Genomic DNA, 14,166 nt, shown 5'->3' on the forward strand with positions numbered 1-14,166 from the left:
CCTAGACGTGTCGTGGCATCCAGCGTTCGAAGCGCACTTCGAGCTGCCGGAACACCGAGCTGGAGACCAGCGTGATCAGGTAATAGAACGCCGCCACCGCGAGGTAGAACAGCAGGTAGTGTTTGGTCGATGCCGCCGCCTGGCGCCCCGCCGACAGCAGCTCGGTGTAGCCGACAACGCTGATCAGCGCGCTTTCCTTGACCAGCACCAGCCACAGGTTCGACAGCCCGGCGATGGCGAACGGCATCATGCTCGGCAGCACGATGCGCCGCAGCAGCAACAGGCGATTGATGCTATAGGCCCGCGCCGCCTCGATCTGGCCATGGGGAATGGCCTGGATCGCGCCGCGGATGATCTCTCCGGAGTAGGCGCCCTGGACGATCCCCAGCACCACGATGGCCGCCATGAAACCGTTGACCTCCACCCCCGGCCGCCCCAGCTGGGCCATCAGCAGGTTGATCAGGTCGGTGCCGGCGTAATACAGCAGCAGGATCAGCAGCAGTTCCGGCACCGCGCGGTACAGGGTGGTGTAGCAGTTGGCGCACAGCACCAGCCAGCGTGGGCCACGCAGCTTGACCATGGCCACCAGCAAGCCGATGGCCAGCCCGAGGATAAAGGCGCCCAGGGAGATACCCAGGGTTTTCACCATCCCCTGGGCCAGGGCCTGGAGCCAGCCCTCGGCAAAAAACAGCCGGTAGATTTCCGATACAGTCATAAGCGCACCTGCCGGGGATGGACCTGTAGAGCGTGATTATTCAAGGGACGAGATATCGGTCTTGAAGTACTTGGCGCGAATCTTCTCGTAGGTGCCATTGTCCCGCAGGGCCTGCAAGGCCACGTTCAGGCGCTCGCGCAGGGCATCGTTGCCTTTGCGCACACCGGCGCCGACGCCTTCGCCGAACAGCGGGTCCAGGGGCGCCACGCCTTTGCTGGCGAGCATCGCGTTGTCCGGGCTGTCCAGCAGCGGCTCCACCGCCAATTGATCGGCCAGGAAGATGTCGATGCGGCCACTGCGCAGGTCGGCGAGGATGTCGTCCTGGTCGTTGTAGTAGCGCACGGTGGAGTTGGCGCCGAAGTACTTCTTGATGTACGCCGAGTGAGTGGTGGAACCCTGCACGCCGATGATCTTGCCTTTCAGGCCCTCGGGCGTGGGATCGACCTTGAGGCTGGCGTCGGCCACCCACAGCGCACGGGTGAAGAAGTAAGGCTGGGTGAAATCAATCACCTCCTTGCGCTCCGGGGTGATCGACAGCGAGTTGAGCACCACATCCACCTGCTGCGACTTGAGCGCCGGAATCAGCCCGTCCCAGGCCATTTCATTGAGCTTGCAGTCGGCCTGCATCTGCGCGCACACCGCGCTGATCATGTCCGGCTCGAAACCGCTCCAGGCGCCACTGCCATTTTTGTAGGAGAACGGCGGATAGGGTTCCAGGGCGATGCCGAACACCACCTTGTCTGCGGCGAAAGCCGGTGCGCCGGCACACGTCAGGACGCACGCCTGGAGCAGAAGCAACAGTGTCTTTTTCATGATGAAACCCTCGTTTTATCGATTGTTATTGTTGGGTCAGGCCGTTTGAGCCAGGTCAGCGGTTGTCCTGCGCCATCACAAATTGTCGGCAGCGTTCGCTGCGCGGGTCCAGTAATACCTGGGCCGGTGGCCCTTCCTCTTCCACCTGGCCTTGATGCAAATACACCACCTTGCTCGAAACATCCCGGGCAAACGCCATTTCGTGGGTGACCAGGATCATGGTCCGGCCCTCTTCGGCGATGCCCTGGATCACCCGCAGCACCTCGCCCACCAGCTCCGGATCGAGGGCCGAGGTCGGCTCGTCAAACAGCATCACCTGGGGCCGCATGGCCAGGGCCCGGGCAATGGCCACCCGTTGCTGCTGGCCGCCGGAAAGAAAGGCCGGGAACACGTCACGCTTGTCGATCAGGCCGACCTTCTCCAGCAGGTGCTCGCCGTGGGCGATGGCCTCCTTGCGGTCTTCGCCCAAGACAAATACCGGGGCTTCGATGACGTTTTCCAGCACCGTGCGGTGCGGCCACAGGTTGAAGCTCTGAAACACCATGCTCAGCCGGGTACGCAAGCGCTCCACCTGGCGCGCGTCGGCAATCTGCGCCACGCCCCGGGCGTTGGTCTTCAACTTCACCTGTTCGCCATTGATGCGCAAGCTGCCGCTGCACGGCACTTCCAGCAGGTTGATGCAGCGCAGCAAGGTGCTTTTTCCCGAGCCGCTGGAGCCGATCAGCGAGACCACTTCGCCCTCGTTGGCGCGCAGCGAAATCCCCTTCAGGACATGGTGATCGGCATAACTCTTGTGCAAGTCGTCAATCGCGACTACCGGGGTGTCCGGACTGTTTTTATTCACTGCTGCAGGCACGTCTGTGTCTCCCCTGGTTGCTCTGGTTGCGCGGCGTAAGCCAGCCGTCATTCGTCATCGCGGGCGGGAATCCACCACTCTTCGCCCCGCGCGGTGCGGATGTACTCCGGCCAGCGGAAGCGGTGCGGGGCCTTGAAGTCCGCCGGCAGCAGCGGCGCCTGCCAGCGACTGCCGCCAATCCCGCCGCCGGTGCGCTGCTCGAACTCGGCCTTGGCCGCGCCCAGCAGGTCGGCATCGCCGAACAGGTCGAGCAAGGTGCAGGCAATGGTCTTGGCCGCAACATCGATCATTGGGTCGATGGTCTGGGCAATCCCGCCCAGGGCGTTGGAAACCCAGTCCGGGTAGACCGTGCCCGGCGGCGCGGCAAGCATCGGCCGGGCCACCAGCAGGCGCACGGTGGGGCAGTGCCAGGTGTATTCCGGGTAGTCGTCGGAGGTCAGGTAGTTCTGCCAGGCCGGCATTTGCAGGCGCAGCTGGCGCTCGCATTCCTGGGGGTCGATCAACTCCTCGATGGCCGGCAGGAAGGGCTTGTCCATCGGCGCAAGGCCCAGGTTGACCTGGATCTCGCGGGCAATGGCACAGGCCTCTTCATTCCAACGCGGTGCGCCGATGGCGGCCAGGTTGTCGTAGGTGGACTGAGCCAGCACATGGTTGGGCAGGCCGCCGCGGGACTTGCAGACCCAGGTTTTTTTCCATTGGCAACCGGTGGCCATGGCGGCCGCAGCGGCGTTGTTGTCCATCACCTGGGAGATGGTTTCGGCCTGCTCGATGGAGTCGCAGCGCAGCAGGTACTGGATTTGCGACAGGTGTGGCGGCAAGTTGTCGGCGGTGGCCTGGCCGGCGGTGAGAATCGCCTCGTTGTAGCTCCACAGGCCGGTGAACGGCAGGGTCGAGCGACGCAGGCTTTCGTTCAGGGTGTAGAAGTGCACCAGGGCATCGTTGGCCCCCGGCGCCCGGGCAGCCAGGTGGTTTTGCGGGATCGGGCTGTAGCGATCGGCGGCGATCCAGTTTTGCGGGTCGTCGCAGGTGAAGCTGTAGATATAGGCGTAGGCAATACCGCAATGGGTATTCCAGGTGGTGGTGTTGTTCAGCGGCAGCATGTAGGTCGGGTGAAAGCTGATGGCCGCGTCCAGGTCGTCGTAGTAACCCTTGGCCGCGTGCACCGGCTTGGAGGCGCGGAGTTTTTCCGCCGGCTCGCCGAAGAACTTGATGGTGCCCTGCAGGCCGAATTCGAGCATCGCCGCTTTTGCCGCCAAGGCCCCGCCCAGGGCGCTGATGCCCAGGGCCGAATGCGGGTCGGTATGCCCCGGGGCAAAGCGCGACAGGCCGTCACGGGGCATTTTGCGGGTGGTCGCCGCCTGGCAGTTGCCGGGCACTGCGTCGTACTCGGCGTAGGTCGCCAGCACCGGGCCCGTGCCCTGGGTGAAGGTGGCGCAGAAGGCGGTGGGCATGCCGCCGCTGTTCTGCTCCACGGTGAAGCCTTCGGCTTCCAGCAACTGCACGTACCAGGCGCAGGACTTGTATTCGCGAAACGCCGGCTCGGCGTAATGCCAGATGATCTGATGCCAGTCCGACAGCTGCTGGCGATGGCGTTCGACCCAATCGAGGGCAAATTGCTTGTAGGGAGACATGCACACAACTCCAGGTGGTTTCGCGGCTGTTGGGTCAGGCCGAGAGAAAGGCTTGGGCGTCCACTTCGATCAGCACCGGCTGCCGTGTATCGGCCAGGCTGGCCAGCAATTCGCCCAGCGCTGCGCGTGCGCTCACGCGGTGGTACTGCACGTGGCTGGCCTGGGCCAGGGCGGCGAAATCCGGGGTCAGGATGTCCACCCCCAGCGGCGCGATATCCCGTGCGGTCATGTAGTCGCGAATCTCGCCGTAGCAGTGGTTGTTCCACAGCACCAGAATCACTCCCAGCCCGGCCTCCTGGGCCGCGATCAGCTCCGCGCTGGAGAACTGCGCCCCGCCATCCCCCACCAGCGCCAGCACCGGACGGCCCGGCATCGCCAGCTTGGCGCCAATGGCGGCCGGCAAGGCGTAGCCCAGGGTGCCGAACCCGGTGCCGGCGTTGAACCAGCTATTGGCCTGCGGCGCCCGGTAGCCCAGGGCGCCCTGGTACACCGGCTGGGTCGAATCACCGACCACTATCGGTGCCGGCAGGCTGTCGCGCAGGGTATCGAGCAGCGCCTGCATCCGCCCTTGCTTGTGGTTCCAGCCCGCGCGCTCAGCCGCATTCACGGCGGCCACCCGCGCCTCGGCCCAGGTACCCGCAGGCTGCTCCGGCAGAGCGTCGTGCAGCGCCTGCAAGCCCTGCCCGGCATCCCCCAGCAGGCCGATGTCGGCCCGCAGGGCGCCGAGAATCTGCAGCGGATCGATGTCCAGCCGAATCAAGGGTGCGTTCAGGCGCAAGGGCCCGAGGCCGAAGAAGTCGTAGTCGGTTTCCCCAAGTTCAGTGCCCACCGCCAGCACCACGTCGGCCTCGGCGATCAGCTCGCGACCATGGCTCGACGACTGCACGCCATCAAGCAGCAACGGGTGTTCCGGGGGCAGCAGGCCTCGGGCGTTGGTGGTCAGCGCCACCGGTGCCTGCAAGCGTTCGGCCAGGGCGCGCAATGCACCCGCGGCGCGACGTGCGCCGCCTCCGGCAAGGATCAACGGCTTGCGCGCCTGACTCAGCAACTGCACCGCGCTGGCAATGGCTTCGGCCGCCGGTGCGGGCGCCTGGGGCAGGGCGCGGGGGCGCAGGTCGAGGTCGTCGGCCGGCATTTCCAGTACATCCAGCGGGATCTCGATATGCACCGGGCGCGGACGCGAGCAGCCGAACAGGGCAAAGGCCCGGCCGAGCAGTTCCGGCAGTTCCTGCGGGCGTTGCAGGGTGTGGCTGAAGGCGCAGACCCCGGCGACCATGGCACGCTGGTCAGGCATCTCATGCAGGTAACCGTGGCCCAGGCGCAGATGCTCGCGGCGGCTGGTGGTGGAAATCACCAGCATCGGCACCGAGTCGGCGTAGGCCTGGCCCATGGCCGTGAGGATGTTGGTCATGCCGGGGCCGGTAATGATGAAACACACCCCCGGCTTGCCGCTGGCACGGGCGTAACCGTCGGCCATGAAGCCGGCACCCTGTTCATGGCGCGGGCTGACATGACGCAGGGAACTGCCGTGCAACCCACGATAAAGCTCGACCGTATGCACGCCTGGAATGCCGAATACCGACTCCACGCCATAGCCTTCAAGCAACCGGACCAACGCCTGGGCACAACTGACCATGGGAGCTCCTCACATTATTTTTATTAGTGGCCAGGCTCACCCGGAGCTGGCGCAGGCCCCTAGTATTGGTGAATGAATAATTACATCAATCGAATTTATTTTGCGTTAATGTCAAATTAAATTACCCAAACATCAGCCGCCTTGTTGCCTGTCTGCCCGGGCTGGAAGGCACCCCATCGCTGCCAGGAGGTTGCATGCGTTACCCCTCGATGACCGCCCTGCGCGCCCTGGATGCGGTCGCCCGCCTGGGCAGCGTGACCGACGCCGCGCGCCAGTTGAACCTGACCCGCAGCGCCATCAGCCATCAGATCAACAGCCTCGAACAGAGCCTGGGCTTTGCCCTCACCGAACGCATCGGCCGTGGCATTGGTCTGACCTATCGCGGTGAATGTTATGCCCGCGAAGTGCACCAGATCCTCGCCGACATCCAGGAAGCCGGCCGCCGCTTCGAGGACCAGCAGATCTCGGGCAAATTGCGTATCAGCTGCAACCCGGGGTTCGCCAGCTTCTGGCTGTGCTACCACATCAACGATTTCCTGCGGCAGTACCCGCAGGTGCAATTGCAGGTGGTCACCCCTCGCGCACCGGACGATACCAGCGACCCGAATGCCGACCTGTTCATCGCCTATGGCATTGGCGACTGGCCGGACCTGCTGGTGGAGCAGATCGTCGCCCTGCACTTTTTCCCGGTGTGCAGCCCACGCCTGATCAACGCCCTGGGCGGCCTGAAAACACCTCAGGAGCTGGCCGGCTTTCCGCTGATCCACATGAGCGACCAGACCGACTGGCGGGTCTGGCTGGCGGCGGCCGGGGCCTCCAGTATCGACGCCAGCAGCGGGATCATTTTTTCCGACGCCCATTGCGCCCAATCGGCCTGCATCGCGGCCCAGGGCGTGGCCATCGGCGACAACCTGCTCAGTGGCGATGCCCTGGCGCGAGGCCTGCTGGTCAGGCCGTTCGAGATAGCCATCAACCCGCTGCGCGGCTACTTCCTGGTGGTCGACCCGACCAAGGCCGAACGCTCGGTGGTGCAGGCCTTCAGTACCTGGCTGAAAAACCAGTTGCTGGCCACCACCCAGGGCATCAGCGACAAGCCGCCGATCAGCAGTTGAGGCGCGGCAATGGGCAATTGCGCTCACCAGTGAGGCGCAAATTCTTCGATTGATGGGCTGTTTTGCTTTACCGAGAATGGCCCGCCATCACTGCCGAGGAAGCCCCCCATGCGTGTCCAACACCAGCCCTTGCTGGCCCGCAGCCCCTGCACCCGACGGGACCTGACGAGCTTCCATTACGGCGAACCCGGACGGGGCAAAAAGGTCTACCTGCAGGCCAGCCTGCATGCCGATGAACTGCCCGGCATGCTGGTGCTGCATCACCTGCGCCAGCGCCTGGACCAGGCCCTGGCAGAGGGTGCAATCCACGGGGAAATCGTCCTGGTGCCGATCGCCAACCCGGTGGGCCTGGAACAGACCCTGATGCACGATGCCATGGGCCGCTTCGACTTCAACAGCGGGGAAAACTTCAACCGCCGCTACCCCGACCTGGCGGCGTTGATCAGCGACGGCCTTGAGGCACGCCTGGGCCAGGACGCCTCGGCCAATCGGCGCCTGATCCGTCAGGCCATGGGCCAGGCCCTGCAACAATGGCCGGTCACCAGCGAGCTCGACTCATTGCGGCGGGCCCAACTGCTGCTGGCCCATGACGCCGATGTGGTGCTGGACCTGCACTGCGACGCCCAGGCCATCCTTCACCTGTACGCCGAAACCCCTTACTGGCCACAGATCGAACCCCTGGCGCGCTACCTGGGCGTGCACGCCAGCCTGCTGGCCAGCGGCACCGGCGCCGGCTCGTTCGACGAGGCTTGCGGCCAACCCTGGTGGCGCCTGGCCGAGCGGTTCGGCGAACACTTCCCGATCCCCCTGGGCTGTGCCAGCGTGACCCTGGAGCTGCGGGGCGAAGCCGATGTCGAACACGGCCTGGCACAGAGCGATGCCGGGCAGCTCTTCGCCTACCTGCAGCACCTGGGGGTCGTGGGCGGCGAAGCTCCGGCAATGCCGGCGCTGCAAAACCCGGCGACGCCTTTTGCCGGCTCGCTGACCTTGCGTGCGCCCTGCGCCGGGCTGGTGGTGTTCCTGCATAAACCCGGGGCCTGGATCAACCACGGGGACCCGGTGGTGGAACTGATCGACCCACTGTCCGGCGTGACCCAGGTGGTGCGCAGCTCAACCTGCGGTGTGATGTACATGCGCTCTGCCATCCGCTTCGCCGCCCCGGGCGTGGAACTGTGCAAGATCGCCGGTGCCGCCCCCCTGCCGGAAGGGGTGCAGGTATCGGCCTGACGCTGGGCCCCTCAGTAAACCAGACGTCACTCTGCAGGTAGGGCGCAGCCCCAAGCCGACGCAAAACCCCGCCCCATGAAAAAGCCGCGCAATGCGCGGCTTTTCACTGTGCGGTGTCAGCCCTTACTTGGGCAGCGCATAGGCGATCACGTAATCGCCCCGGTCCGTCGACTGACGGGCGCCACCGGCGGTGAGCAGGATGTACTGCTGGCCGGTTTTCGGTGACACGTAGGTCATCGGCCCCGACTGGCTGCCCACCGGCAGGCGGGATTTCCAGATTTCATTGCCGTTGCCGGTGTCGAAGGCGCGCAGGTAGAAGTCCTGGGTGCCGGCGAAGAACAGCAGGCCGGATTGGGTGGCCAGGGAGGCGCCCAGGGTCGGCATGCCGATCGGGATCTGCATGTGCATGCGGATGCCCATCGGGCCGGTGTCCTGCACGGTGCCCACCGGCACCTGCCACATCAGCTTGCGGGTCTTCAGGTCGATGGCCGACATGGTGCCGAACGGGGGTTTCTGGCACGGAATGCCAGCCGCCGACAGGAAGCGTTCACGCATGGCGCCAAACGGCGTGCCGGCCTGGGGCACCACGCCCATTTCGATGCCGCTGGCACCGGCGGCGATCTTGTCCCGCGGGATCATGTAGTTGGCCAGGCCCAGGCGCATGTCGTTGACGAACATGTAGTTCGTGTTCGGGTCCACCGACACGCTGCCCCAGTTCATGCCCCCCAGGGAACCCGGGAATTGCAGGGCACGGTCCAGGCCCGGCGGGGTATAGACGCCCTGATGGCGCATGCCCTTGAACTGGATCCGGCACATCAACTGATCGAACGGCGTGGCACCCCACATATCGGCTTCGGTGAGGGTCTGGTTACCGATCGACGGCATTTCCACGGAGAACGGCTGGGTCGGCGAATAACGCTCGCCCGGCACATTGCCCTGGGGCACCGGCCGCTCTTCGACCCGGGCAATCGGCTTGCCGGTCTCGCGGTTGAGCAGGAAGATCTCGCCCTGCTTGGTGACCTGGGCCAGCGCCGGTTGCACGCCACCCTTGTCGTCCGGCACGTCGTACAGCAGCGGCTGCGCCGGCAGGTCGAAATCCCAGAGGTCGTGGTGGGTGGTCTGGAAGTGCCAGCGCACCTGGCCGGTTGCAACGTCGAGGGCGACGATGGAGGAGCTCCACTTGTCATCGAACTCGGTCCGCTCACCCGCAAAAAAGTCCGGGGTCGCGTTGCCGGTCGGCAGGTAGACCAGGCCCAGCTTGGGGTCATAAGACATCGCCGACCACACGTTAGGCGTACCGCGGGTGTAAGTCTCGCCCGCCGGTGGCCGCTTGGTGGTGTTCGGGTTGCCCGGATCCCAGGCCCAGACCAACTCGCCGCTGCGCACGTCGAACGCACGCACCACGCCCGGTGGTTCGCCGGTGGAGAAGTTATCGGCGACGCGGCCGCCGACAATCACCACATTGCCCGCCACCAGGGGGGTCGAGGTCTGCTGGTAATAACCGGGTTTGACTTCGCCCATGTCGGTTTTCAGATCGACCGTGCCCTGGTCGCCAAAGTCGGCGCAGGGTTTGCCGGTTTCGGCGTCGATGGCGATCAGGCGGGCATCGATGGTCGGCAGGAACAGCCGTTTGACACAGGCGCTCGCCGCCACGGGCTGCGTGGTCCCGGTCGCTGCGCTGCTGCTATCGAAGTAACCCAGGCCACGGCAACGCTGCCAGTTCGGTGCGCTGCCCTTGGGGTCGAACTTCCAGCGCTCGGCACCGGTGTCGGCGTCCAGGGAGAAGACTTTGCCGTAGGCGGTGCAGACGTAAATATTGTCGCCGACCTGCAATGGGGTGTTCTGGTCTTCGGCGCCAGAGCCGTTGCTCTCGGGAATGTCGCCGGTGCGGAAGGTCCAGGCCACTTGCAGCTTGTCGATATTGCCTTTGTTGATCTGGTCCAGCGCGGCAAAGCGGTTGCCCGCCGTGGTGTTGCCCCAGTGCGCCCAGTCTTTCTGCTCGGTGCCCGGAACCACCGGGGTCACCGCCGGCTCAACGCTGGCCTTGACCACATGGGTCGGCACGAACATGTAGGCCAGGGTCGCCACCACGCCAAGGCCGAGCACACCGGCCAGGCCATAGGCGCCACGGCCGGCGGTCGCGCCGGAAGCCCGCACCAGGGTCGGATAGACCAGAGCCACCACCAGGCCGATCACGGCGAAGGTCAGGACCCGCGACACCAGCGGCCAGTATTCCAGGCCGGTGTCCCACACCGCCCAGATCGCGGTCAGCACCAGGGCCACACCATAAAGCCAGGCACCGCGAGGGTTGCGGCGGGCGATCAACAGGCCGGAAACCAGCATCGCCAGGCCCATCAGCAGGAAGTACCCACTGCCACCCAAACTCACCAGGTAGCCACCGCCACCTGCCAGGCCAAGCCCGATCAGTGCGATCAGGACACCCAGGCCCACCAGCAGCCATTTGCTGCCGGCGGCAGCTCCAGAGTTGTTCATGTCGGAAATTTCTCCCATCTTTAACGTGGGCGAGAGAATGTACTACCTAGTTACTTATGACAACTTGTCGCAGCCAATTTGTGGCAAAAAATGTCATGAGCGGTTTCAGATTAGCCATAAAGCCGTACCGCGAAGAAAATAATAAATTCCAAACAGTATTGTTATGGAATATTTATTCCAATAATGTATTTACAGAATCTGCCGTTCCTCGTCTCCCACAATAAAAAAGGATCAGATGCCATGAGACGTTTCCTGGGCTGCCTGTGCGCGTTGCTGCTCTCTGTTTCCGCCCACGCCGAACTGCGCATCGGCGTTACGGTGGGGCAGTACGACAACTACATTTCCTACCTGGTGAAAGCCATGCAAGACCGCGCCAGGCAGGTGCCGGGCGGCGTCACCCTGCAGGTCGAGGACTCCGCCAGCGACGTGGTGCGCCAGTTGAGCCAGGTCGAGAGTTTTATCAGCCAGAAGGTCGACGCCATCATCGTCAACCCGGCCGACACCGCAGCCACCCGCAAGATCAGCGAAAAGGTCCTGGCGGCCGGCATCCCCCTGGTCTACATGAACAGCCGTCCCGAAGTCGAAACCCTGCCGGCCGGCGTGGTGTTTGTCGGCACCGACGAGCGCGCCATCGGCCGCCTGCAGATGCAGTACCTGGCCGAGAAGATGGGCGGCAAAGGCAACCTCGCAGTGATTCTCGGGCGCCTGGCCCACAGCGACACCGGCAAGCGCACCCACGGAGTCAAGGACGTGCTGGCCAACTACCCGGGCATCAAGCTCGTCGAAGAGCAGTCCGGCGACTGGCAGCGGGAAAAAGGCATGGACCTGATGAACGAATGGCTGACCAAGGGCCAGGCCATTGATGCGGTCGCCGCCAACAATGACGAAATGGGCATCGGCGCCGCCATGGCCCTGCGCCAGGCCGGGCGCGACGACATCCTGGTGGGCGGCATCGACGGCACCCCGGACGGCTTGCTGGCACTGAAAAAAGGCCAGTTGGCGGTCAGTGTTTTCCGCGATCCGGTGGCCATCGGTGCCGGCTCCCTGGACGCCGCTGTGCAACTGATCAACCACGAAGCCTTGCAAGGCGATATCTGGATTCCCACGCAGTTGGTCACCCCGCAGAACTACGCGCAGTTCCAGCGTCAGTAGCGCGGCGAGCGTCGGTGCGGGCGAGGCTGTAACATGCTCGCCCACCGATTCCCGCGCCGGAGCCCACCGTGTCTGAAAGCCGCCCTCCCGTCCTCGACGAAATCGATCGTCAACTGATTGCCGCCTTGCAGATCAACGCCCGCGAAAGCGTGGCCATGCTGGCCCGGCAACTGGGCATCGCGCGGACCACCGTGACCTCGCGCCTGGCCCGCCTGGAAAAAGCCCGAGTCATCACCGGCTATGGCGTGCGCCTGGGGCAACGGGTGATCGATGGCGGCCTGCAAGCGTATGTGGGCATCAAGGTCCAGCCGCGCTCGGGCAAGGAAGTGCTGCGCCGCCTCAGCGCCATGGCCCAGGTCCAGCAACTGTGTGCGGTCAGCGGCGAATTCGATTACGTGGCCTGGCTGCGCACCGACTCGCCGGAACAGCTCGACCAATTGCTCGACCAGATCGGCAGCGTCGACGGCGTCGAAAAAACTACCACCTCCATTATCCTCAGCAGCAAAATCGACCGCGGCCACCCCCTCTGACCCTGTAGCCGCTGCCGAGCAGCGCGAGGCGGCGCTAGCCCAAATCGCGCCCGAAAAGTGTCAGGTGTAAACCCATCGTCTGACAGCGCCCGATACTTCACCAGCAGCCACACTTCGTCGTTAATTCACATCAATTCGTCATATCGCCTGATATGAATCCAAAACGACGACACTTTGCGTCTTATTTACGGGCGTTACGCTCCCTAGAATGGCTGCCAGCTTTTTCTATACTCAACGCTCTGCGTGAGCCGCCAGCAAGGTCCCGCCATGAACAAGAACAATCGCCATCCTGCAGACGGTAAAAAACCGATCACCATTTTCGGCCCGGACTTCCCTTTTGCCTTTGACGACTGGATCGAGCACCCCGCCGGCCTGGGCAGCATTCCCCAGGCCAACCACGGCGCCGAGGTGGCCATTGTCGGCGCCGGTATCGCCGGCCTGGTGGCCGCGTACGAACTGATGAAACTAGGCCTCAAGCCCGTGGTGTATGAAGCCTCGAAGATGGGCGGACGCCTGCGCTCCCAGGCCTTTGAAGGCGCCGAGGGCATCATCGCCGAGTTGGGCGGCATGCGGTTTCCGGTGTCATCCACCGCCTTCTATCACTATGTCGACAAGCTCGGTCTGCAAACCAAGCCCTTCCCCAACCCGCTGACCCCGGCCTCGGGCAGCACCGTGATCGACCTCGAAGGCCAGACCCACTACGCGCAGAAACTCGCCGACCTGCCGGCACTGTTCCAGGAAGTGGCCGACGCCTGGGCCGATGCCCTGGAGGACGGTTCGCGCTTCGGCGAGATCCAGCAAGCCATTCGCGAACGCGATGTGCCGCGCCTCAAGCAACTGTGGAATACCCTGGTACCGCTGTGGGACGACCGCACCTTCTACGACTTCGTCGCCACCTCCAAAGCCTTCGCCAAGCTGTCCTTCCACCACCGTGAAGTGTTCGGCCAGGTCGGCTTCGGCACCGGCGGCTGGGACTCGGACTTCCCCAACTCGATGCTGGAAATCTTCCGCGTGGTCATGACCAACTGCGACGATCACCAGCACCTCGTGGTCGGCGGCGTCGAGCAAGTGCCCCTGGGCATCTGGCGCCATGTGCCCGAGCGTTGCGCGCACTGGCCCGAAGGCACCAGCCTCAGCTCGCTGCATAACGGCGCACCGCGCACAGGCGTGAAACGCATCGCCCACGCCGCCGACGGGCGCTTTGCGGTGACCGACAACTGGGGCGATACCCGGGAATACGCAGCGGTGCTGACCACTTGCCAGAGCTGGCTGCTGACCACCCAGATCGAATGCGACGAAACCCTGTTCTCGCAAAAGATGTGGATGGCCCTGGACCGCACGCGCTACATGCAGTCGTCGAAAACCTTCGTCATGGTCGACCGGCCATTCTGGAAGGACAAAGACCCGGAAACCGGGCGCGACCTGATGAGCATGACCCTCACCGACCGCCTGACCCGTGGCACTTATCTGTTCGATAACGGCGACGACAAGCCGGGGGTGATCTGCCTGTCCTACTCATGGATGAGCGACGCCCTGAAAATGCTCCCGCACCCGGTGGAAAAGCGCGTGAAGCTGGCCCTCGATGCCTTGAAAAAGATCTACCCGAAAGTCGACATCGCCGCGCGCATCATCGGCGATCCGATCACCGTGTCCTGGGAAGCCGACCCGCATTTCCTCGGTGCCTTCAAAGGCGCGCTGCCGGGCCACTACCGCTACAACCAACGGATGTACGCGCACTTCATGCAGGACGATATGCCCGCCGAACAACGCGGAATCTTTATCGCCGGCGACGATGTGTCCTGGACCCCGGCCTGGGTCGAAGGCGCGGTACAGACCTCCTTGAATGCGGTTTGGGGCATCATGAAGCACTTCGGCGGGCAGACCCACGCCGAAAACCCGGGCCCAGGCGATGTGTTCCACGAAATCGGCCCCATCGCCCTGGCCGAATAGTCGACACCCGCCCTCGCGGGCCGGCTTGCCAGCAGCATCGCTGCCAAGCCG

11 protein-coding genes are annotated in these 14,166 nt (G+C 64.3%); 5 read left to right on the forward strand and 6 right to left on the reverse strand.

Translation table 11 applies throughout. From position 1 onward, the window contains the following. Position 1 precedes the first annotated feature (1 nt). The 5 genes from AC19YX_RS13340 to AC19YX_RS13360 are packed head-to-tail and all read right to left on the reverse strand — an operon-like array spanning position 2 to position 5,651. The gene (locus AC19YX_RS13340; RefSeq protein ID WP_500606432.1) at positions 2-715 is read right to left on the reverse strand and encodes an ABC transporter permease; all 714 of its coding nucleotides are present in this window, start codon (positions 713-715) and stop codon (positions 2-4) included. Between the two features lie 36 nt (positions 716-751). After that, entirely contained in the window at positions 752-1,528 is a 777-nt protein-coding gene (locus tag AC19YX_RS13345) for a transporter substrate-binding domain-containing protein (RefSeq protein WP_078472856.1), read from the reverse strand. 55 nt (positions 1,529-1,583) lie between these two features. Continuing rightward, entirely contained in the window at positions 1,584-2,372 is a 789-nt protein-coding gene (locus tag AC19YX_RS13350; RefSeq protein WP_020295443.1) for an ABC transporter ATP-binding protein, read from the reverse strand. Between the two features lie 59 nt (positions 2,373-2,431). Beyond that, positions 2,432-4,015: a zinc-binding metallopeptidase family protein gene (locus AC19YX_RS13355; protein WP_500606433.1), complete on the reverse strand. Its 1,584-nt coding sequence runs from the start codon at positions 4,013-4,015 to the stop codon at positions 2,432-2,434. 34 nt (positions 4,016-4,049) lie between these two features. After that, entirely contained in the window at positions 4,050-5,651 is a 1,602-nt protein-coding gene (locus tag AC19YX_RS13360; protein ID WP_500606434.1) for a 5-guanidino-2-oxopentanoate decarboxylase, read from the reverse strand. A gap of 194 nt (positions 5,652-5,845) precedes the next feature. Between AC19YX_RS13360 and AC19YX_RS13365 the strand changes: the two genes are divergently transcribed. Together AC19YX_RS13365 and AC19YX_RS13370 are read left to right on the forward strand one after the other, a co-directional pair. Further along, positions 5,846-6,763: a LysR substrate-binding domain-containing protein gene (locus AC19YX_RS13365; protein WP_078472852.1), complete on the forward strand. Its 918-nt coding sequence runs from the start codon at positions 5,846-5,848 to the stop codon at positions 6,761-6,763. Between the two features lie 108 nt (positions 6,764-6,871). After that, positions 6,872-7,990, forward strand: coding sequence for a succinylglutamate desuccinylase/aspartoacylase family protein (locus AC19YX_RS13370; protein ID WP_500606435.1), 1,119 nt, complete (start codon positions 6,872-6,874; stop codon positions 7,988-7,990). A gap of 123 nt (positions 7,991-8,113) precedes the next feature. Here AC19YX_RS13370 and AC19YX_RS13375 read toward each other — a convergent pair whose 3' ends face one another. After that, positions 8,114-10,483, reverse strand: a complete 2,370-nt coding sequence (locus AC19YX_RS13375; RefSeq protein WP_500606436.1) for a glucose/quinate/shikimate family membrane-bound PQQ-dependent dehydrogenase — start codon at positions 10,481-10,483, stop codon at positions 8,114-8,116. A 240-nt stretch (positions 10,484-10,723) separates the two neighbouring features. On the opposite strand from AC19YX_RS13375, the gene AC19YX_RS13380 reads away from it, so the two are divergent. From AC19YX_RS13380 to AC19YX_RS13390, 3 genes are all read left to right on the forward strand, one after another. Further along, positions 10,724-11,635 carry a sugar ABC transporter substrate-binding protein gene (locus AC19YX_RS13380; protein WP_500606437.1) on the forward strand — a complete coding sequence of 304 codons (912 nt, stop codon included), beginning with the start codon at positions 10,724-10,726 and terminating at the stop codon, positions 11,633-11,635. Positions 11,636-11,703: 68 nt separating this feature from the next. Continuing rightward, positions 11,704-12,165, forward strand: a complete 462-nt coding sequence (locus AC19YX_RS13385; RefSeq protein ID WP_078472848.1) for an Lrp/AsnC family transcriptional regulator — start codon at positions 11,704-11,706, stop codon at positions 12,163-12,165. Positions 12,166-12,432: 267 nt separating this feature from the next. Next, the gene (locus tag AC19YX_RS13390; RefSeq protein ID WP_201128296.1) at positions 12,433-14,115 is read left to right on the forward strand and encodes a flavin monoamine oxidase family protein; all 1,683 of its coding nucleotides are present in this window, start codon (positions 12,433-12,435) and stop codon (positions 14,113-14,115) included. The last annotated feature ends 51 nt before the right edge of the window (positions 14,116-14,166 follow it).

The organism is Pseudomonas sp. MF09150 (assembly GCF_059862355.1).

Coding starts and splice junctions, on each gene's coding strand:
- AC19YX_RS13340 (WP_500606432.1), bottom strand. CDS start 715: ATGACTGTATCGGAAATCTACCGGCTGTTTTTTGCCGAGGGCTGGCTC.
- AC19YX_RS13345 (WP_078472856.1), bottom strand. CDS start 1,528: ATGAAAAAGACACTGTTGCTTCTGCTCCAGGCGTGCGTCCTGACGTGT.
- AC19YX_RS13355 (WP_500606433.1), bottom strand. CDS start 4,015: ATGTCTCCCTACAAGCAATTTGCCCTCGATTGGGTCGAACGCCATCGC.
- AC19YX_RS13360 (WP_500606434.1), bottom strand. CDS start 5,651: ATGGTCAGTTGTGCCCAGGCGTTGGTCCGGTTGCTTGAAGGCTATGGC.
- AC19YX_RS13365 (WP_078472852.1), top strand. CDS start 5,846: ATGCGTTACCCCTCGATGACCGCCCTGCGCGCCCTGGATGCGGTCGCC.
- AC19YX_RS13370 (WP_500606435.1), top strand. CDS start 6,872: ATGCGTGTCCAACACCAGCCCTTGCTGGCCCGCAGCCCCTGCACCCGA.
- AC19YX_RS13375 (WP_500606436.1), bottom strand. CDS start 10,483: ATGAACAACTCTGGAGCTGCCGCCGGCAGCAAATGGCTGCTGGTGGGC.
- AC19YX_RS13380 (WP_500606437.1), top strand. CDS start 10,724: ATGAGACGTTTCCTGGGCTGCCTGTGCGCGTTGCTGCTCTCTGTTTCC.
- AC19YX_RS13390 (WP_201128296.1), top strand. CDS start 12,433: ATGAACAAGAACAATCGCCATCCTGCAGACGGTAAAAAACCGATCACC.